Annotated in this window: 17 protein-coding genes; 6 read left to right on the top strand and 11 right to left on the bottom strand. The window is 69.0% G+C overall.

The genetic code is table 11. The features are described from left to right. Positions 1–147: 147 nt before the first annotated feature. Together JOF42_RS09200 and metX are read left to right on the top strand one after the other, a co-directional pair. Positions 148–1,086 carry an endonuclease/exonuclease/phosphatase family protein gene (locus JOF42_RS09200; RefSeq protein WP_210097586.1) on the top strand — a complete coding sequence of 313 codons (939 nt, stop codon included), beginning with the start codon at positions 148–150 and terminating at the stop codon, positions 1,084–1,086. An 86-nt stretch (positions 1,087–1,172) separates the two neighbouring features. Further along, positions 1,173–2,381, top strand: coding sequence for a homoserine O-acetyltransferase MetX (metX, locus tag JOF42_RS09195; protein WP_210097585.1), 1,209 nt, complete (start codon positions 1,173–1,175; stop codon positions 2,379–2,381). On the opposite strand, the gene JOF42_RS09190 is transcribed toward metX, so the two are convergent. The 5 genes from JOF42_RS09190 to JOF42_RS09170 are packed head-to-tail and all read right to left on the bottom strand — an operon-like array spanning position 2,378 to position 6,652. After that, a complete protein-coding gene (locus tag JOF42_RS09190) occupies positions 2,378–2,986 on the bottom strand; it encodes an NUDIX hydrolase (RefSeq protein ID WP_210097584.1) in 609 nt (202 codons plus the stop codon). The two genes, metX and JOF42_RS09190, sit on opposite strands and share 4 nt — an antisense overlap. A 28-nt stretch (positions 2,987–3,014) precedes the next feature. Continuing rightward, positions 3,015–4,235, bottom strand: a complete 1,221-nt coding sequence (locus JOF42_RS09185) for an MFS transporter (RefSeq protein WP_210097583.1) — start codon at positions 4,233–4,235, stop codon at positions 3,015–3,017. A 9-nt stretch (positions 4,236–4,244) separates the two neighbouring features. Next, positions 4,245–4,577: a thiamine-binding protein gene (locus JOF42_RS09180; protein ID WP_210097582.1), complete on the bottom strand. Its 333-nt coding sequence runs from the start codon at positions 4,575–4,577 to the stop codon at positions 4,245–4,247. 3 nt (positions 4,578–4,580) lie between these two features. Further along, positions 4,581–5,819 carry a hypothetical protein gene (locus JOF42_RS09175; protein WP_307803574.1) on the bottom strand — a complete coding sequence of 413 codons (1,239 nt, stop codon included), beginning with the start codon at positions 5,817–5,819 and terminating at the stop codon, positions 4,581–4,583. Next, positions 5,816–6,652, bottom strand: a complete 837-nt coding sequence (locus tag JOF42_RS09170; RefSeq protein ID WP_210097581.1) for an NAD(P)H-hydrate dehydratase — start codon at positions 6,650–6,652, stop codon at positions 5,816–5,818. The genes JOF42_RS09175 and JOF42_RS09170 overlap by 4 nt, the downstream gene beginning before the upstream one ends. 56 nt (positions 6,653–6,708) lie before the next feature. Here JOF42_RS09170 and JOF42_RS09165 point away from each other — a divergent pair, with 56 nt between their 5' ends. Then, entirely contained in the window at positions 6,709–7,776 is a 1,068-nt protein-coding gene (locus tag JOF42_RS09165; RefSeq protein WP_210097580.1) for an NADH:flavin oxidoreductase/NADH oxidase, read from the top strand. Between the two features lie 69 nt (positions 7,777–7,845). On the opposite strand, the gene JOF42_RS09160 is transcribed toward JOF42_RS09165, so the two are convergent. The 3 genes from JOF42_RS09160 to guaB1 all read right to left on the bottom strand — a co-directional run bounded on the left by JOF42_RS09160 (position 7,846) and on the right by guaB1 (position 11,785). Continuing rightward, positions 7,846–8,907, bottom strand: a complete 1,062-nt coding sequence (locus JOF42_RS09160; protein ID WP_210097579.1) for a hemolysin family protein — start codon at positions 8,905–8,907, stop codon at positions 7,846–7,848. Beyond that, complete coding sequence (locus JOF42_RS09155; RefSeq protein ID WP_210097578.1) at positions 8,904–10,220, bottom strand: hemolysin family protein; 1,317 nt, start codon at positions 10,218–10,220, stop codon at positions 8,904–8,906. The genes JOF42_RS09160 and JOF42_RS09155 overlap by 4 nt, the downstream gene beginning before the upstream one ends. A gap of 110 nt (positions 10,221–10,330) precedes the next feature. Next, on the bottom strand, positions 10,331–11,785 hold the full coding sequence (gene guaB1 / locus JOF42_RS09150; RefSeq protein WP_210097577.1) for a GMP reductase: 1,455 nt from the start codon (positions 11,783–11,785) through the stop codon (positions 10,331–10,333). A 161-nt stretch (positions 11,786–11,946) separates the two neighbouring features. On the opposite strand from guaB1, the gene JOF42_RS09145 reads away from it, so the two are divergent. After that, complete coding sequence (locus JOF42_RS09145) at positions 11,947–15,630, top strand: multifunctional oxoglutarate decarboxylase/oxoglutarate dehydrogenase thiamine pyrophosphate-binding subunit/dihydrolipoyllysine-residue succinyltransferase subunit (protein WP_210097576.1); 3,684 nt, start codon at positions 11,947–11,949, stop codon at positions 15,628–15,630. A gap of 84 nt (positions 15,631–15,714) precedes the next feature. On the opposite strand, the gene JOF42_RS09140 is transcribed toward JOF42_RS09145, so the two are convergent. The 3 genes from JOF42_RS09140 to JOF42_RS09130 are packed head-to-tail and all read right to left on the bottom strand — an operon-like array spanning position 15,715 to position 17,963. Further along, positions 15,715–17,016 (bottom strand): GNAT family N-acetyltransferase, encoded by a 1,302-nt coding sequence (locus JOF42_RS09140; RefSeq protein WP_210097575.1) that lies wholly within the window; start codon positions 17,014–17,016, stop codon positions 15,715–15,717. Between the two features lie 42 nt (positions 17,017–17,058). Further along, positions 17,059–17,304 carry a zf-HC2 domain-containing protein gene (locus JOF42_RS09135; RefSeq protein WP_042541911.1) on the bottom strand — a complete coding sequence of 82 codons (246 nt, stop codon included), beginning with the start codon at positions 17,302–17,304 and terminating at the stop codon, positions 17,059–17,061. Further along, positions 17,301–17,963 (bottom strand): sigma-70 family RNA polymerase sigma factor, encoded by a 663-nt coding sequence (locus tag JOF42_RS09130; protein WP_210097574.1) that lies wholly within the window; start codon positions 17,961–17,963, stop codon positions 17,301–17,303. The genes JOF42_RS09135 and JOF42_RS09130 overlap by 4 nt, the downstream gene beginning before the upstream one ends. A 71-nt stretch (positions 17,964–18,034) precedes the next feature. Here JOF42_RS09130 and aroA point away from each other — a divergent pair, with 71 nt between their 5' ends. Further along, positions 18,035–19,360: a 3-phosphoshikimate 1-carboxyvinyltransferase gene (gene aroA / locus JOF42_RS09125; RefSeq protein ID WP_210097573.1), complete on the top strand. Its 1,326-nt coding sequence runs from the start codon at positions 18,035–18,037 to the stop codon at positions 19,358–19,360. Further along, on the top strand, positions 19,357–20,427 hold the full coding sequence (gene rsgA, locus JOF42_RS09120) for a ribosome small subunit-dependent GTPase A (protein WP_210097572.1): 1,071 nt from the start codon (positions 19,357–19,359) through the stop codon (positions 20,425–20,427). The genes aroA and rsgA overlap by 4 nt, the downstream gene beginning before the upstream one ends. The last annotated feature ends 4 nt before the right edge of the window (positions 20,428–20,431 follow it).

Below are 20,431 nucleotides of genomic sequence, written 5' to 3'. Positions count from 1 at the left end.
GCTGCGGACGATCGGAAGTGCCCCGAGCCCCGGCTCGGGGCACTTCCGCGTTCACAGCCGGAGCGAACTCCCGGTCTTCCGAGTCGGGCTCGCACGGCTGACGCACAGACGCTGCATCGAGAATGGGAGGTCTGCCCGGAGGAGCCCATGATCGACGTCACCACGACACCGACCTCGCGTCGACGATCGTCCGCGCGTGCGGGACGTGTGATCGCCGGCGTCGGCGTGGTGATCCTCGTCCTGGTCGTCTGCGTCTGGGTCCCCGGCATCGTCGGAACCGCTGCGGCGGCGGTGCTGCCGTGGTGGGGGCTCGCTCTCGCCATCCTCGTCGCCCTGGCACTGGTTCTGGCACGCCGCGTCACTCTGGTCCTCCTCGCGCCCATCCTCGTCTGGGCGCTCGCGATGCTGCCGTCCGCTCCCGGTCTCGCCGCGGGTGCTCCCGCCCAGAGCACGCCGCTCGAGATCGTGAGCCAGAACGTACGAGCGCACTCGGGTGGAGCGGCCGCCTCGGCGGCCGAGCTCGCCGACATGTCCGCCGACGTGATCGCCCTGACCGAGCTCGACGGCGACAGCCTCGAGGCCGCACGCGAGACCCTCGCCGCGGCCTATCCGCACTCGTACGCGATCGGAACGGTCGCCGTCTGGAGCCGGTATCCGATCGCGGATGCCCAGGCGCTGACACTCGGGCTCGACTGGAAACGCGCCTTGCGTGTCGTCGTGAACGCCCCGGACGGCGACCTCGCCGTCTATGTCATGCACGCCGCGTCCGTGCGTCCGGGTGTGCAGCAGGAGCGAGACACGATGCTCTCCGGCATCGCCGACGCCGTCGCCTCAGACTCTGCGGAGTCGATCGTTGTCGTGGGCGATTTCAACGCCGCGTCCGCCGACCCCGCGCTGAGCGCCGTCCGCTCGCGGCTCGACTGGGTCAGACCGACCGATGGCACTCTCGGTCTCACCTGGCCCGCCGCTCTGCCGCTCGCCCGTATCGATCATGTCTTCGTACGAGGGCTGACAGTGCTCGAGTCGACCACGGCACGGGTCGGGAACAGCGATCATCTCGCGACCGTCACGACCCTCGCCCGCTGAGGCCTTCACGCCACGACGCCACACGCGGCACACCCGGGAACCGTAACGTTCGTCCGACCGATCGCGCACCGGGCGAGAATGGGAGCATGGACTGGCAGACGACCTCGGAAGACACGGTGCCCTCGGCGCCCGTGACGGAGGCCGACGTGCGTCTGCTCCGCGCGCGACCACCCGCGACCGGAGCCTGGCGCGACGGCGACCCCGCCGGCGGGCGGCAGTTCGCCTCCTCCGGCCCTTTCCGCACCGAGAGCGGCTCGGAGCTCCCCGGCGTCCGCCTCGCCTACGAGACCTGGGGCGAGCTGAACCCGGCGCGCGACAACGCCATCCTCGTTCTGCATGCCCTCACCGGCGACAGCCATGTGCGCGGCGATGCCGAGGCGGGGCACCCCACAGCAGGCTGGTGGAACGACATCGTCGGACCGGGCGCACCGGTCGACACCGACCGGTGGTTCGTCATCGCGCCGAACATGCTGGGTGGATGCCAGGGCTCCACCGGACCCGCGAGCATCGCGCCGTCCGGATACGAGTGGGCATCGCGCTTCCCGTACCTGACCATCCGCGATCAGGTCGCGGCCCAGGTGCGGCTCGCCGACGCTCTCGGCATCGACGCCTGGGCGGCCGTCATCGGCGGCTCGATGGGTGGGATGCACGCGCTCGAGTGGGCGGTCTCACACCCCGAGCGCGTCGAACGGCTGGCGGTGCTCTCCTCTCCCCCCGTCACCACCGCCGATCAGATCGCACTCAACACTGTTCAGCTCGAGACCATCCGCATGGATCCGCGGTTCCAGGGCGGCGAGTACTACGACCTCGCCGACGGCGACGGGCCTCACCGCGGCCTCGCGCTCGCCCGCCGGATGGCGCTGCTGAACTATCGCAGCCCGATCGAGCTCAATCAGCGGTTCCAGCGCTCATGGCAGTCCGGGGTGTCTCCTCTCGGGCACGGCGGGCGCTTCGCCGTCGAGTCGTACCTCGACTTCCACGGCAACAAGTTCACCCGTCGATTCGATGCGAACAGCTACATCACCGTCGTCGAGGCGATGAACTCGCACGACGTCGGTCGCGACCGGGGCGGCGTCGAAGAGGCCCTGCGCACCGTGACCGCCACCACTCTCGTGCTCGGGATCGACAGTGACCGGCTGTTCCCCGTCGAGGGTCAGCACCGCATCGCGCGGAGCATCCCGAACACGCTCGACGGCACCGAGGCGGTCGTCCTGACCAGCGACTTCGGGCACGACGGCTTCCTCATCGAGACCGAGGCCGTGGGCGGGCACCTGCGCCGTCTGCTCGCGAGCTAGGTCTCGCGCAGCCTCCACGGCCGCGAATACGTCTCGAGGCGCAGACCGTCCCATTCGTAGGCGATGCCCTGGTCGGTCTCGACGACCCTCGTCGAGAAGTGCCGCGCTGCACCGCCGGAGGCGAGGGCCGATTCGACGCTCTCGACTCGGACGAGTTCGCGAAGCGTCATCCAGGTGGGTGGGAACAGCGCCCACTCCCCTGTCGCATGCCGTTGCAGCGCCTCGGACGGGGCGATCCACGTCGCGTCGACGACCTCATCGGTCGAGAACCGCATCGCCCCACGAGGGTCGCTCGCGAGGAAGAACCAGGTCCTGATGCGGACGGGCGCCTCGACGGGCGGCTGCCATCGTGACAGCACCACCGGATCGGTGATGACCAGGCCGACCTCTTCGAGGGTCTCGCGGATGGCGGCACGGCGAGCGTCGTCCTGCTCCGGCGCTCCGTCGACACGATCGACCGGTTCGAGCTTGCCGCCGGGGAAGACCCAGGCACCGGGGAAGGATCCACGGTCGGGTCGGCGCATCAGCAGCACCTCGACACCGTCGGCACCCTCACGCAACAGCACGGCCGTGCCTGCGGCGGGGAGGTCGTCTGGGTCGGTCACACCCTCACTCTACGACCGAGGCTGCAGGTCACGCCGAGGCGAAGGCCGGCGTGCGGGCCTCTGCCCGGTACGACAGCAGGGCGATCAGCAGCCCGGCGATGGCGAGCGCCGCTCCGGTCCACGCGGGAGCCGTGAAGCCCCAGCCGCCGGCGATCACGATGCCACCGAGGAAGGCGCCGAGGCTGTTGCCGATGTTGAGCGCCGAGTGGTTCATGGCCGCCGCGATCGACTGGTTGTCTCCGGCGACGTCCATGAGGCGGGTCTGGATGGTCGGCGACAGGACCGAGGAGACGAAGCCGACCACGAACACGAGCAGGGCGAGGGTGACGATCCAGAACGCGAGCAGGGCGAGGAGCGCGAAGACGACGGCCATCGCGGCGAGTCCCCAGAGCAGAGTCCTGCGGAGGTCGATGTCGGCGAGGTGACCGCCGACGAGGTTTCCGGCTGTCATGCCCAGCCCCATCAGCACCAGGATGATCGGCACGGCCCATTCGGGCGAACCGGCGACTTCGGTCACCAGGGGTGCGATGTAGCTGTAGACCGCGAAGAATCCGCCGAAGCCGATCGCGCCCACGCCGAGCGTGAACCAGACCTGGGGGATGCGGAAGACGCCGAGCTCCTCGCGCATGGTCCGTCCCGGCGACCCCGGGTGCTCCGGGACGAAGAAGATGATGCAGACCGTCGCCAGCGCGAACACGAGGGCGACGACGGCGAAGGCCGCCCGCCACCCCCACAGCTGGCCGAGGAAGGTTCCGAGGGGCACACCGACGACGTTCGCCACCGTGAGACCCGTGAGGATGAACGCGACACCCTTCGCACGGTTGCCGGGCCCCATGACCTCGGCGGCGACGAGCGCCCCGATTCCGAAGTACGCACCGTGCGGCAGTCCCGCGAGGAACCGCGAGGCGCCGACGAGCTCGAAGGTCGGCAGGAACACCGTGAGCGCGTTGAAGACCGTGAGCGCCACCGCGAGGCCGATCATCACGCGGTGCCGCGGGTAACGCGCGACGAAGCCCGCGATGGTCGGCGCACCGACCACGACGCCGAGCGCGTAGAGCGAGATCAACCATCCGGCCTGGCTCAGAGCGTCTTCGGGGCTGCTGGCCCAGAGCGTGGGCAGCAGCTCGCCTGCGATGTTGGGCAGCAGGCCCATGACGACGAACTCGGTCATGCCGATGCCGAAGCTGCCGATGGCGAGGGAGAGGAGCGCCCACTTCGCCGCACCCCTCGATTCAGTCGAGGGATTCACCCGTCGAGTCTACGGGGTGTCTGAACCTTCGATCGCCGCTTCGAGCCGATCGATCTTGGCGTCGAGCTCGCCGGAGTAGCCGGGGCGGATGTCGGCCTTGAGCACGAGCGACACCCGTGAACCGAACGGCATCACGGCCTCGGTCGCACGCTTGACGACGTCCATCACGGTGTCCCAGTCCGGCCCCTCGATCTCGGTGAACATGCTCGTCGTCCGGTGCGCGAGACCCGACTCGCGCACGACACGCACGGCCGCGGCCACCGCGTCGTGCACCGAGGCGTCGGAGCGCTCCGATCCGTCGGAGGGTGTGCCGCTCGGGGCGACGGAGAAGGCGATCAGCATGGGTTACTCCCGGTTGGTCGAGGGTCGGTGTGCGGGTACTCGGACGAGGGCGCGGATGCCGATGACGAGCACCACGACGAGAAGGACGTTGCGCAGGGTGAGGATCGCGACCGGGAGGATCTCGGCTCGCAGGAGCGCGTCGTAGTTCAACGGATAGACGAGGCACGTGAGTGCGCACAGCGCGAGGACGATCAGTGCGGGCGCCGTGGCCCTCGTGCGGTCCAGGACCAGCCAGAGGAGCACCGGCGCGATCAGCCACGTCTGGAACTGCGGCGAACCGACCTTGTTCAGGACGATCAGAGTGGCGACGAGAGAGAGCGCGAGCGGCGGGAACAGGCGCGGGAACGCTGCTCCCCTCGTCGCCTTGAGCGCACCGATGACGGTGATGACGATCACGAGAACCGCCATGAGCGGAGTGAGCACGGCACCCACCGCATCCGCTCCGTCCGCGGCGATCTGGAACGTGAGGATCTCGAAGCTGTACTCGATGCGCGCGGAACCGACCGCCGCGAGCCACAGGAACGGGGTCGCCGCGACCGCCTCGATCTGCAGGCCGCGTCCGGTCTGCTCGGTCAGGAATCCGAAGATCTCGACATCGGCACCGAACAGGAACAGGAGCGCGATGATGCTCGCCGTCACCACTGCGGCCGTGAGCAGGATCCGCATGCGACTTCGCGCCGCGACGACTGCCGCGAGAAGCAGAGCACCGGGCCAGATCTTGATCCAGGCGCCGATCGTGAGCAGCGCCGCGGCGACGGCCGGTCGACGGGTCAACCAGAGTCCTGCGACCACCGCGATCGGCACGGTGATCGCATCGATCCGGTACAGGGCGATCGGGCCGAGCAGCAGAAGCGCGGCGACCCAGAACCAGGCCGCCGCCCGTCGCGGCTGCGAGGGCGACCGACCGATCAGCACCGAGAACGCGATCGCATCGAGGACGATGACGAGCACGGCCCAGGCGATCAGATACGCCTCGGAGACACCCATCGCCGCGATCAGAGGCACCGACAGGATCTTCGCGAGCAGCATCGGCACCAGCGCGAGCTGCGGGTAGACCCACGTCTCGGTGACGCCCACGATGGGTCCGCCGGAGAGCGCTGCCGACGACCAGGGCTCGTAGACCAGCACGACATCGCCCATCGGCTGGCTCGGGTACAGCCACCCCGCCACCGCGACGAGCACATGGACGAGCAGGAAGGCGCACCAGAGCACCAGCGTGCGCATCGTCCGGTTGCGGCTCACGCGAGGACGTCCGCGATCGCGCGGGGAAGCGCCTGCGCGACGTCGAGCGCGACGATCGGATACCCGTGCGTGCCACCGTCCGCACCGATCCCGGCCGCGATGCGGCCCGCGTGTCCGTGCAGCCATGCTCCCGTCGCAGCGACCTCCGCGATCGATGCGTCCGGATTCGCGGCGAGCAGCGTTCCGAGCACACCGCCGAGCACGTCACCGGTTCCGGCCGTCGCCAACCATCCGGTGCCGGCGTCGACCCGGATCACCGAGCCGTCCGGGTGCGCGATCAGCGTCTGGGCCCCCTTGAGCAGTACGACCGCGGACAGCCGGGCCGCTGCCTCCGCCGCCGCACGCGCACGGTCGTCGCCCGGTGCCGACCCGATCTGCGTCTGGAGTCGAGCGAACTCCCGTCCGTGCGGTGTCAGCAGCAGCGGCGCCCGGCTGCCTCGTGCCAGATCCAGCGCGCCCGCATCCACGACGACCGGAACCGCGCCGTCGAGGATCCCCCGCAACTCACGCTCTTCGTCTGCCGTGCGCTTCCCCGCCTCGGTCCCCGATCCGATGACCCATGCTCCGACACGGGCACCCGCCGCGTGCGGGCTGACGACGGTCTCGGGGCGCCGTGCGATCACGGCATCCGCCGCCCGGCCCTCACCGATGTAACGCACGAAGCCCGCACCTGCACGCCACGCGGCCTCCACGCCCAGCACCGCGGCGCCGGGGTAGGCCGACGATCCGGTGCGCAGTCCGACGACACCGCGCGAGTACTTGTCATCCGCAGGTCCGGGGACCCGCAGCAACGTCGCGGCATCTTCGCGGGACCATTCGCGCACTTCGGACATGACTCCACGTTAGTGCGACGGCCCGCCCCACCCCCGCCGCGCAGTAGCGTCGAAGAGTGAGCATCCTCTTCTCCCCCCTGAGCATCCGATCCGTCACTTTCCGAAACCGTCTCTGGGTGTCGCCCATGTGCATGTACAGCGCGGTCGAGGGCGTCGTGCAGGAGTGGCACCATACCCACCTCGCCCAGTTCGCCTCCGGCGGCGCCGGGCTGATCGTCGCCGAGGCGACCGCTGTGGTGCCCGAGGGCCGCATCTCACCCCGAGACGTCGGACTGTGGAACGACGAGCAGCGCGATGCGTGGAAACCGATCGTCGAGGCGATCCACGCGCGTGGCGCGGCCGCAGGAATCCAGCTCGCGCACGCCGGGCGCAAGGCCTCCACGTGGTGGCCGTGGGCGGATGCACGCGGATCGGTGCCCGAGGCCGAGGGCGGCTGGATCACGACCGCACCGTCCGCGGTCGCGTTCGAGGGCTTCTCCTCCCCTGTCGCGCTGGACTCGGCGGGAATCGAGGCCGTGATCGACGGCTTCGCGGCTGCGGCCCGACGGGCACTGGACGCAGGCTTCGACGTCCTCGAACTCCACGGCGCGCACGGGTACCTGCTGCACCAGTTCCTGTCGCCGCTGTCGAACCGGCGCGACGACGAATACGGCGGATCCCTCGAGAACAGGGCTCGCCTGCTTCTGCGCGTGGTGGATGCCGTGCGCGGCGCCATGGGAGAGGACGTGCCGCTGTTCGTGCGCATCTCCGCGACCGACCATGCCGAGGGCGGCTTCACGTCCGACGAGGCGGCGACCGTTGCGGAATGGGCGTCCCAGCGCGGTGCCGACCTGATCGACGTCTCCAGTGGCGGTCTGGTCGCTCACCAGCAGATCAGCGTGTTCCCCGGCTACCAGGTGCCGCTCGCCGAGACGGTCCGTCAGGGCGGGCGCATCCCGGTCTCGGCGGTCGGCCTGATCACCGCCGCCGCGCAGGCCGAGCAGGTGCTCGCCGACGGAGCCGCGGACGCGATCTTCGCCGGCCGTGAGTGGCTGCGCGATCCGCACTTCGCACTCCGAGCGGCCCACGAGCTCGGTGCCGACGTCGCCTGGCCGCCGCAGTACGAGCGCGCGCACTGGCGCTGACCCGCTCCGATCAGACGACGAAGCCCTCCGATCCGCACGGGACCGGAGGGCTTCGTCGCGATGCGGGGGCTAGTGGCCGCGGATGCGACGAGTCGCGTCCTGCACCTCGCCGACCAGCTCCTCGAGGATGTCCTCGAGGAAGAGCACGGCCGTGGTGCGGCCGTGGGAATCCCTGACCTTCGCCAGGTGCCGGCCCGCACGACGCATCACCGCGAGAGCATCCTCCAGATCGGTGTCCTCCTGCACGGGCACCATGTGATGGATGCGCTTCGACGGCAGCGGTTCGACGAGCTTCGAGGCGGCATCCGGGCCGTCCGAGGCCCGCAGGATGTCCTTGAGGTGGACGTACCCGACGGGCACGTCGTCGCCGTCGACGATCACGTAACGCGAGAAACCGTAGCGGGCGACGGCCTTCTCGATGTCGTCCGGGGTGGTCGACTGCGGCAGCGTCACGAGATCGCTCAGCGGGACGGCCACGTCGCTGGCCTTCTTGTCGGTGAACTCGACGGCAGCCGCGACCGTGCCCGCCGTATCGGTGAGCACGCCCTCGCGGCGCGACTGATCCACGATCGTCGCCACCTCGTCGAGGGTGAACGTCGAGGCCGCCTCGTTCTTCGGCTCGACCCGGAACAGCCGCAGCACCCCGTTCGCGGCGGCGTTGAGCACCCAGATCACCGGCATGAAGATCTTCGACACCAGCACGAGCGGCGGCGCGAGGATCAGCACAGCGCGATCCGGGATCGAGAACGCGAGGTTCTTCGGCACCATCTCGCCGAACACGACGTGCAGGAACGACACGATCAGCAGCGCGATCGTGAACGACACGGCGTCGACCACGCCGTCCGACCAGCCGATCGCGTGCAGCGGCACGGCGAGCAGGTGGTGGATCGCCGGTTCCGAGACGTTCAGGATCAACAGCGAGCAGATCGTGATGCCGAGCTGCGAGGTCGCGAGCATCAGGGTCGCGTGCTCCATCGCGTAGAGCGCGGTCTTCGCGCTGCGCGATCCTCGATCGGCCTTCGGCTCGATCTGAGAGCGGCGTGCCGAGATCACCGCGAACTCGGCGCCGACGAAGAAGGCGTTCGCCACGAGCAGTACGACCAGCCAGGCCAGTCCTCCCCAGTCGTTCATCGGGTGGCCGCCTCTCCTGCGTTGCCGGGACTCGGAACATACCGGATGCGGTCGACGCGCCGCCCGTCCATGCGCACGACCTGGAGCTTCCCGGTGTCGAGGGCGACCTCGTCGCCGACCGACGGCACGCGCTCGAGCACGCTCATGACATAGCCGCCGACGGTGTCGTAGACGTCCCCCTCGGGGACCACGACACCGGCACGGTGGCGCAGTTCGTCCGGACGCAGCTCGCCCGGGAACATGATTCCGTCACGCCCGCGGACGACGCCCGCCCTGGTGCGGTCGTGCTCGTCGGAGACTTCCCCGACGAGCTCCTCGACCAGATCCTCGAGGGTCACGAGTCCGGCCGTGCCGCCGTACTCGTCGACGACGACCGCCAGCTGATAACCGCGTGCTCGGAGTTCGGAGATCAGGGCATCCACGTGAACGGTCTCGGGAACGCGGAGCGGATCGGTCGAGATCGCGCCCACCGGCACCTCGGCGCGACGATCGCGGGGAACCGAGATCGCCGCCTTCAGGTGCACGACGCCGGTGATGTCGTCGAGATCGTCGTCGTAGACCGGGAAACGGCTGTGGCCCGTCCGGCGTGCGAGCTGGATGACGTCGTCGGCCGAGTCGCCTCCGGCGAGCGCATGCATGCTCGGTCGAGCGGTCATCACGTCGGCAGCCGTCAGGCGCGAGAACGTGAGGGTGCGGTCGAGAAGGCTCGCTGTGTCGGCCTCGAGGAGGCCGGCGCTCGCGGAGCGGCGGACCAGCGACGACAGCTCCTCGGCGCTGCGGGCACCGGAGAGCTCTTCCTTCGGCTCGATCCCCATGCCCCGCAGCACCCCGTTCGCACTACCGTTGAGCACGACTACCGCGGGCTTGAAGATCGTCGTGAAGGCGACCTGGAAGGGGATCACGAGCTTCGCGGTCGCGAGGGGCAGCGCCAGGGCGAAGTTCTTGGGGACGAGCTCACCGAGGATCATCGACAGCACGGTGGCGACCAGCATCGCGACGATCGTGGCGATGGGGCCGACCGCGGCCTCAGGGATGCTCCAGGCGACGAGCGTCGGACGGAGCAGGTTCGACAGCGCCGGCTCCATCGTGTAACCGGTGAGAAGCGTGGTCAGGGTGATGCCCAGCTGCGCCGACGACAGATGGGTCGACGTGTGCTTGAGCGCGCTGATCGTCAGTGACAGACGGGATTCTCCCCGCGCCTGGCGGGCCTCGAGGTCGGCACGGTCGAGATTGACCAGAGCGAACTCGCTCGCGACGAACAGTCCGGTGCCGACAGTGAGCAGCAGCCCCACGCCCAGCAGGATGTAATCCATCAACGATTCCCCTCGCGGGCGAGGGGCGGGCAGTGGGGCGATGTACTACAACTGGGAGGGTCGTCCATGGTGAGCACGATTCTACGGGATCCCGCGAAAGGGCCGGGCGGCTACCAGCTGACGGGCAGCGCCTTGCCCTCTTCGTAGCCCGCGGCGGACTGCAACCCGACCAGCGCGCGGTCGTGGAACTCGGGAACCGACGCGGCGCCCGCGTACGTGAACGACGACCGCACCCCTGAGGTGATCATGTCGAGGAGGTCCTCGAGGCCGGGCCTCAGCGGATCGAGGCAGATCTTCGATGACGAGATCCCCTCGGCGAACAGCTCCTTGCGCGCACGCTCGTAAGCGTCGAGACGCCCGAAGCGCTCCTGCACGGCCTTGGTGGAGGCCATCCCCCACGACTCCTTGTAGATGCGCCCCTCCTCGTCGCTCTGCAGCTCGCCCGGCGCCTCGATCGTCCCGGCGAACCAGGAGCCGACCATAACGGATGCCGCGCCCGCCGCGAGCGCGAGTGCGACATCACGCGGATAGCGCACTCCCCCGTCCGCCCAGACATGCGCCCCGAGTTCGCGCGCGGCCTCGGCCGTCTCGAGCACGGCGGAGAACTGCGGGCGTCCGACGGCCGTCATCATGCGCGTGGTGCACATCGCGCCGGGGCCGACACCGACCTTCAGGATGGAGGCTCCGGCCTCGACCAGATCCCTGACCCCGTCGGCGGTCACGATGTTGCCCGCGACGATCGGAATGCCGAGGTTCAGCTCGGACACGGCGCTCAGTGCGCGGAGCATCCCCTCCTGGTGGCCGTGCGCGGTGTCGACCACGAGCACGTCGACGCCGGCGGCGGCGAGTGCCTGCGCCTTCGACGCCACATCGCCGTTGATCCCCACCGCCGCGGCGACGGCGAGACGACCGTCACCGTCGACCGCCGGTCGATACAGCGTCGAGCGCAGAGCGCTGCGCGCGCTGAGTGTGCCGACGAGGTGCCCGTGGTGGGCGATCGTCACCATCTCGACGCCGGCATCGGTGATCACATCGAAGGCGTGGCGCTCGGATCCGATGTCGTCCGCGTCGAGCGAGGGCGTTCCGGTGTGCACGAGGTCGCCCAGCTGCGCATCCGGCAGCGCCGTCGCGAGCCGCGTCGCAGGAAGGACTCCGAGGATCCGATCCACGTGGTGCGGGGCCGCGCCCGACGCGACGACGATCCCGTGTCCGGCGGTCGGCGGCATCAGCCGCAGCGCATCCGACACCGACGCCTCAGGCGGGAGCACGAGCGGCGTGTCCCACAGCACCGGCTGGCTCTTGACGTCGCGGATCGCGGCGTCGAGAGCCTGCAGCGGCATGTCCTGCGGCAGCACCCCGAGTCCCCCGCGGCGCGCGAGCACCGCGGCGAGCCGAGGACCCGTGACCGAGTTCATGTTGGATGCCACCAGCGGAAGCGTCGCCGGGGTGCCGTCCTGCGGGGCGAGATCGACCTGCAGGCGGCTCGTCACCGCCGAACGGCGCGGAACCAGGAACACGTCGGAATAGGTCAGATCGACTGTGGGCGACTCACCGGAGAACTCCATACCCCCACGGTACTCAGATCGCGACGATCCGGGCGCATGGCTTCGACGATTCGCATGGCGAAACAGGTTAGGCTTGTCAGTCGAGAGTGTGCGGACCCGAAACGCATCCTGCGTCGCGGTGTGCACATGTGAGATTCAGCGATGAAAGAGGGCGATCGAGCGTGTCGAACCAGGTGACCGGCGTCGGGGGCGACGGGGGGTTCGGAGCCAATTCCTGGCTCGTGGAAGAGCTCTACGAGCAGTTCAAGGTGAACCGCGATTCCGTCGACAAGGAATGGTGGCCGATCCTCGAGAAGTACCAGTCCGATGCCGCGACCGGTGCAGCGACTCCCGCATCCGCGGTCGAGCAGCCTGCGCACCCCGTGACCGCGCCCATCCCCGTGATCGGCACGCAGCCCGTCGCCCGCACGACGACGAAGCCGGCCGCGGCCGCTCCCATCCCCGCGCAGGCTCCCAAGCCCGCACCCAAGCCCGAGTCCCGGGAGCCCGCCGAGCCTGTCGAGGAAGACAAGGTCACGCCGCTCCGCGGACTGCCGAAGACTCTCGCCGCGAACATGGACGAGTCGCTGACCGTCCCGACGGCGACGAGTGTGCGCACGGTTCCGGCCAAGCTGATGATCGACAACCGCATCGTCATCAACAATCACATGGCGCGCACCCGCGGCGGCAAGATCAGCTTCACGCACCTGATCGGGTGGGCGCTCATCCGCACCCTCGACGAGTTCCGCAGCCAGAACGTCTTCTACGCCGAGATCGACGGCAAGCCCTCGGTCGTCGCGCCCGCACACGTGAACCTGGGCATCGCGATCGACCTCCCCAAGCCCGACGGCACCCGCGCGCTGATGGTCCCCAGCATCAAGCGCGCAGACACGATGTCGTTCAGCGAGTACCTCGTCGCCTACGAAGACCTGGTCACCCGCGCCCGCAACAACAAGCTCACCGCGGCCGATTTCCAGGGCACGACGGTCTCGCTGACCAACCCCGGTGGCATCGGCACCGTGCACTCCGTGCCTCGCCTCATGAAGGGCCAGGGCTGCATCATCGGCGCCGGCGCGCTCGAGTACCCGGCCGAGTTCCAGGGCGCCAGCGAGCGCACGCTCAACGAGCTCGCGATCGGCAAGACGATCACGCTGACCAGCACGTACGACCACCGCGTCATCCAGGGTGCGGGCTCCGGAGAGTTCCTCAAGAAGGTGCACGAGCTGCTCATCGGGCAGCGCGGGTTCTACGACGACATCTTCGCCGCACTGCGCATCCCCTACGCACCCATCCGCTGGAACCCCGACATCGCGGTCGACCTCGCCGAGCGCGTCGACAAGCAGTCGCGCGTGCAGGAGCTCATCAACTCGTTCCGCGTGCGGGGCCACCTGATGGCCGACATCGACCCGCTCGAGTACGTCCAGCGCTCGCACCCCGACCTCGAGATCGAGAGCCACGGGCTCACCTTCTGGGACCTCGACCGCGAGTTCGTGACGGGTGGATTCGGCGGCCGTCGCATCGCGAAGCTCCGTGACATCCTCGGTGTCCTGCGCGACTCGTACTGCCGCACGGTCGGCATCGAGTACATGCACATCCAGGATCCCGAGCAGCGCCGGTGGTTCCAGGAGAAGGTCGAGGTCAAGTACCAGAAGCCCGGACACGACGAGCAGTTGCGTGTCCTCCGCAAGCTCAACGAGGCCGAGGCGTTCGAGACCTTCCTGCAGACGAAGTTCGTCGGCCAGAAGCGGTTCTCGCTCGAGGGCGGCGAGTCGCTCGTCCCCCTGCTCGACGAGATCCTCCAGGGCGCGGCCACATCCGGGCTCGAGGGCGCGGCGATCGGCATGGCGCACCGCGGCAGGCTGAACGTCCTGACCAACATCGCCGGCAAGACCTACGGCCACGTGTTCCAGGAGTTCGAGGGCACGCAGACGCCCGGCAACCAGCGCGGGTCGGGCGATGTGAAGTACCACCTCGGCACCGAGGGCACCTTCATCGCCGACGACGAGTCCGAGCTGCCCGTCTACCTCGCGGCCAACCCGTCTCACCTCGAGACCGTCGACGGCGTGCTCGAGGGCATCGTCCGCGCCAAGCAGGACCGCAAGCCCATCGGCACCTTCACGTGGCTGCCGATCCTCGTGCACGGCGATGCCGCGTTCGCCGGACAGGGAGTGGTCGTCGAGACTCTGCAGATGTCGCAGCTGCGCGGCTATCGCACGGGTGGCACGATCCACATCGTCGTCAACAACCAGGTCGGATTCACGACGCTGCCGAACGACTCGCGCACATCCGTGTACTCCACGGATGTGGCGAAGACGATCCAGGCACCGGTCTTCCACGTGAACGGAGACGACCCCGAGGCCGTCATCCACGTGGCTCAGCTCGCCTTCGAGTACCGCGAGCGCTTCCATCGCGATGTCGTGATCGACCTCGTCTGCTACCGGCGCCGCGGGCACAACGAGGGCGATGACCCCTCGATGACGCAGCCGCTGATGACCGATCTGATCCAGGCCAAGCGATCGGTGCGCAAGCTGTACACCGAGTCGCTCGTCGGTCGTGGCGACATCACCGAAGAGGAGTACGACGAGGCGAAGGCCGACTTCCAGAACCGTCTGGAGATCGCGTTCGCGGAGACGCACGCCGCCGAGACCGGCGCGACGCCGGTCGCTCAGGAGCTGCCTCCCGTCGACGAGCAGGTCGGTGCTCCGGAGATCACCGGGGTCGCGAACGAGGTCATCCAGCTCATCGGCGACGCGTTCGTCAACAAGCCCGAGGGCTTCACGGTGCACCCCAAGCTGCAGCAGCAGCTCGAGAAGCGTCTCGACATGAGCCGCAACGGCAACATCGACTGGGGCTTCGGCGAGCTGCTCGCCTTCGGATCGCTCCTCGTCGAGGGAACACCCGTGCGGCTCGCAGGGCAGGACTCGCGCCGCGGCACGTTCGTGCAGCGTCACGCGACCCTGCACGACCGCGCGAACGGGCAGGAGTGGCTGCCGCTGTCCAACCTGTCGGAGTCCCAGGGGCGCTTCTTCGTCTACGACTCGCTGCTGAGCGAGTACGCGGCACTCGGCTTCGAGTACGGGTACTCCGTCGAGGCGCCAGAGGCGCTCGTGCTGTGGGAAGCCCAGTTCGGTGACTTCGTGAACGGCGCACAGTCGGTCATCGACGAGTACATCTCGGCGGCCGAGCAGAAGTGGGGACAGCAGTCCAGCGTCACTCTGCTCCTCCCCCACGGCTACGAGGGTCAGGGACCGGACCACTCGTCCTCCCGCATCGAGCGCTTCCTCCAGATGTGCGCGCAGGAGAACATGATCGTCGCGCGTCCGTCGACGCCGGCATCGTACTTCCACCTGCTGCGCCGTCAGGCCTACGCCCGTCCGCGCAAGCCGCTGATCGTCTTCACCCCGAAGGCGATGCTGCGTCTGCGCGGTGCGACGAGCCCGGTCGAGGCCTTCACGCAGGGTCGCTTCGAGCCCGTGCTCGATGACAGCAGAGACCTCGACCGCAACGCGGTGAAGCGCGTGCTCGTGCACTCCGGCAAGGTCCACTGGGATCTGCGGGCCGAGCTCGAGAAGAACCCGAACCCCGAGATCGCCCTCGTGCGCCTCGAGCAGCTGTACCCGACGCCGATCGACGGGCTGAAGGCGATCACCGACTCCTATCCGAACGCCGAGTTGCGGTGGGTCCAGGAGGAGCCGGAGAACCAGGGTGCCTGGCCGTTCCTCGCACTCGCCTTCGCTGACGTCCCCGGCGACCGCTCCTTCCACCCGGTCTCGCGTCCCGCGTCCGCGTCACCGGCGACGGGCTCGTCGAAGGTGCACGCGGCCGAGCAGGCGAAGCTGCTCCGCGACGCCCTCACCCTGGGCTGAGCGACACCACCACGCAAAGGGAGCCTCGACGATCGTCGAGGCTCCCTTTGCGTGTCGAGGGCGGATGCCGATCGGCCGGCGGCGTCAGTACCAGATGTCGAGCGCCGGCGCGGGGAACGCGACGAACGCACGGTCCAGAGCCTCGACGACGTTCCTGTCGGCGACGATCCGTCCAGCTCCGTGCAGCGAGGCCGCACGGACTCCACCGGCGTACAGGATCGAGAGCGCCGAGATGTCGAGCTCGGCATCCACGTCGGCGCCCTCGACCGCCTCGACGCGCGGCTCGCTCTGCGCATCCAGGCGCAGACGCCAGTCGCCCGCCGTGAACCCGAGCGGGTCGCTGACGCGGATGACCACGTCGAGCGGCGCGGAGTAGGTCCTCGCGGTGAGCGCGGTCGGGATGTCGAGGATGCGCAGCCAGCCGTGATCGTGAACGGTCTGCGTCACACCGCGGGGATCGCGTACGAGCCACGGAAGAGCATCGTCGAGCGGACGGAGGTCGGCGGTGACCTGATCGACGAGGTCGTGCTGCAGAGCGAACCGCCAGAGCGCGCCGGTCGCCTCCGGCGTCTCCGCGACCAGCAGCCGCACATCGAGGGCGAAGCGGAAGGATCCGCTGCTGTCCTGGAGCGCGAAGGCCATCGCTCCCCTGACCTCGCCGTCTCGATCGAGGAAGCGGACGCCGCGCACCTTGGCGCCGTCTGTGTTGCCCGGTGCGAGCCCCGCGATACCGGTCCAGCGCGACGGCCACCCGGGGATCTGCCCCGACCGTGCGCTCCGCGCGCGGTCGTGGACCGTGTCGAGTGCCGCGGCGAGCGAGTCCCGATCGACGTACTCCACACGCCCGTCGACCGCGGGTCCCGCCCATCCGGCGCGGCGCGTGTCCACGGTGAACTTCGCCATGGGCAACGCCGAACCGAAGCCGTACCTGCCGTAGATCGTGGCTTCGGAGACAGTGAGACCGGCGATCGGAATGCCGGCGGAGACCGCTGACCTCAGCTCGCCCTCGAGGAGCGCCCTGGCGATGCCTCGGCGGCGATGCGTGGCTGAGACGGTGACACCGCTGATCGCCCACATCGGCAGCTCTCCCCCACCGGGAAGCGTCACCGGGGTCACCCAGGAGTCGATGGTCGCGACCGGCATCGTGTCGGCTGCAGGGGTCTCGTAGACGCCCGTGTTCCGACGGGCATCGAAGGTCTGCTGCCCGAACGCCAGCTCCTCCGCCGACGGCTCAGCGCCGAGGAATCCTCGGGTGGTCGCGCGCTGGAAGAGCTCTGCCCGCGTGGCATCCGACCCGTCGACGACGCGATAGGTCAGCGATCCCGCAGCGAGACGCTCGATTGATTCGGGATCGGCAGGGATGTCGCGTGAGTCGATGACCGTCATGCAACAACCCTACGGGCACCCGTCGGTCCGGGAGGGCCGCCCTCAGTGCTGGGCGGCCTGAACCTCGCGCAGACGAGCGAACACCTGGTCGCGCAGCTCCTCCGGAGCAGTCTCCTTGCACGCGCGAGCCACGACCTCGGTCAGTGTCGTCGCCACGAGCGCCTCATCCCTGCAGGACGGGCAGTTCTCAAGATGCTCGCGGATCTCGGTGTGCTCGGTGTTGCAGACCTCGTTGCGGAGGTACTCCTCGAGATCCTTGCGGGCCTTGTCGCAGCCGCAGTCGGTCATTTCCTGCTCCTCGGGTCGGCCGCGGAGATTCCCCGCTCCGCGGCGTAGTCAGCCAGCAGCTCCCGCAGCATCCGCCTGCCTCGATGCAGGCGGCTCATCACGGTGCCGATGGGCGTCTTCATGATGTCCGCGATCTCCTGGTAGGCGAAGCCCTCGACATCGGCGAGGTACACCGCCAACCGGAAGTCCTCCGGCACGGCCTGCAGCGCGTCTTTGACGACGGATGCCGGCATGTGGTCGATCGCCTCGGCCTCAGCCGATCGGCCGTGCGACGCGGTGGTGGATTCCGCACCACCCAGCTGCCAGTCCTCGAGCTCGTCGATCGTGCCCTGGAAAGGCTCGCGCTGCTTCTTGCGATAGATGTTGATGTAGGTGTTGGTGAGGATCCGGTAGAGCCACGCCTTGAGGTTCGTGCCCTGCGAGAACGTCGCCCACGAGCCGTACGCCTTCACGAACGTCTCCTGAACGAGGTCCGCCGCATCGGCGGGGTTCCTGGTCATGCGCATGGCCGCGGCGTAGAGCTGATCCATGAAAGGGATCGCCTGCTCCTCGAATTCGCGCCGAGGGTCGCTGACCGTTTCTGCGGTTGCCGTGTCATCCATCACCGGCCAGTCTAGGCCGCTGAGGTCCACGGACTCGCGTTCCAGCGTTGCGAGCATGCTCTCTCCTTCTCGACGAGTACCCGCCATTCGATCGGGGCGGACACTCGCGTTTACTAAGGTGGGAACCGATGAGCGCCAACAGGTATTCCCCCTCCCCTGTCCAGGGCGTCTATGTCGCGCCGTCCATTGCCGATTCCGTCCATGCGACGGTGACCGTTCCCGGGTCGAAATCCCTGACGAATCGCGAACTCATCATCGCCGCGATCGCCGACGGTCCCGGCCGTCTGATCGCCCCGCTGCACTCGGATGACTCCCGCCGGATGGTCGAGGCCCTGCGCGCGCTGGGCGTCGGAATCGAAGAGGTCGAGGCGAGCGGGGAGTTCGGGCCGGACCTCGTCATCACGCCCGCGAAGCTCACCGGCGGCACGACGGTCGACTGCGGCCAGGCCGGCACGGTGATGCGCTTCATCGCCCCCCTCGCAGGCCTCGCCCAGCACGACGTCCATCTCACCGCTCACGAGACGGCTCTGCATCGGCCCATGGGCGGACTCATCAGTGCGCTCCGAGACCTCGGAGTCGACATCGACGACGAGGGAACGTGGGCGCTGCCCTTCACCGTGCGAGGCCACGGGCGGATCCGGGGCGGGCGCGTCGAGATCGATGCCTCGGCGTCGAGTCAGTTCGTGTCCGGGCTGCTGCTCGCCGCACCTCGGTTCGATGTCGGACTGCACCTCGTGCACACCGGCGATCATCTGCCGAGCCTCCCCCACATCGACATGACCATCGAGGCGCTCAGCCGTCGCGGCATCCGCATCGAACGCCCGGCGACCGGCGAATGGCTCGTCGAGGCGGGCGTGCCGCGCGCGAAGGAGATCGCGATCGAACCCGATCTCTCCAACGCCGCCCCGTTCCTCGCCGCCGCACTGGTGACCGGAGGCTCGGTGTCCGTCCCCGGCTGGCCGGTGCATTCCACGCAGCCGGGCGCTCTCCTCCCCGAGATCCTGCAGGCGATGGGGGCGCACGTCGGCCGTCACAGCGGCACGCTCACGGTCAAGGCCGGAACCGAGATCCATGGCCTCGACATCGACCTGTCCGCGGCGAGCGAGCTGACCCCCACGCTCGTCGGGCTCGCGGCCTTCGCCTCCGGCCCCACGACCATCCGCGGCATCGGACACATCCGCTTGCATGAGACAGACCGGATCGCAGCCCTGATCGGGAACATCCGCGCGCTGGGCGGAGAGGCGGAGGAGCTCTCCGACGGACTCCGCATCATCCCGCGGACGCTGCACGGCGGCGGCTGGGCCGCTCATCACGATCACCGGATGGCGACGACGGGTGCGCTCATCGGTCTGCGCGTCCCCGGAGTCGAGATCGATGACATCGGCACGACGTCGAAGACCCTGCCCGAGTTCACCCTCCTCTGGGAGCGAATGCTGCGAGGCGCATCCGCGTGAGCTGGCTCGACGACTCCGACGACCTCGACGACGACTTCGAGGAGTATGACGAGAGCAACATCCGCACGCGTCCGAACCCGAAGGCGAACCGTCCGCGCACCAAGCGACGGCCCGCGCACGACGACGCGCAGATCGGGCGTGTGCTCGGCGTCGACCGTGGCCGGTACTCGGTGCTGCTCGACGAGGACACCCCCGCCGAGCGCATGATCACCGCCGCGCGAGCGCGCGAGCTGCGACGCAACCCCATCGTCACCGGCGATCAGGCGAAGGTCGTCGGCGACACGTCGGGTGATGACGGCACCCTCGGGCGGATCATCGGGATCGCCGATCGCACGTCGCTGCTGCGACGCAGCGCGGACGACACGGACCAGGTCGAGCGCGTCATCGTGGCGAACGCCGATCAGATGCTGGTGGTGGTCGCGGCCGCCGATCCCGAGCCGCGAGCCAGGCTCGTCGACCGCTATCTCGTCGCCGCGCTGGATGCCGGCATCCGCCCCCTCCTCGTCGTCACCAAGACCGACCTCGCCGACCCGACCGCGTTCCTCTCCCACTTCGACGGCCTCGATCTGCGCGTCTTCACGAGCGCCCAGGAGGAGATGCCCGTCGAGGAGATCGGCGCAGCGCTCGTCGGCCATTCGACGGTGTTCGTCGGACACTCCGGGGTGGGCAAGTCGACCCTCGTCAACGCGCTCGTGCCGAGCGCTCTGCGGGCGACAGGACATGTCAACCAGGTGACCGGACGCGGGCGTCACACCTCGTCGTCCACGGTCTCCCTCCGCTACGTCGGTGAGGCCGGCAACGGGTGGGTGATCGACACCCCCGGTGTGCGCTCCTTCGGCCTCGGTCATGTCGACCCGGCGAACATCCTCGCCGCGTTCACCGAGCTCGCGATCATCGCGGAGGAATGCCCGCGCGGGTGCACGCACCTGGCGGACGCCCCCGATTGCGCTCTCATCGAAGCCGCCGAGAGCGGAGAGCTGAACGAGACCGGACGTGCGCGTCTGGACTCGTTGCAGCGACTCCTCCAGACCTTCGCCGACAAGGCCGAGCAGGCGTCCGGCCGCTAGGCTG

The sequence above is a fragment of the Microbacterium phyllosphaerae genome (assembly GCF_017876435.1).
Taxonomy (GTDB): Bacteria; Actinomycetota; Actinomycetes; order Actinomycetales; family Microbacteriaceae; genus Microbacterium; species Microbacterium phyllosphaerae.
This window is presented reverse-complemented; position numbering and strand designations above follow the sequence as displayed.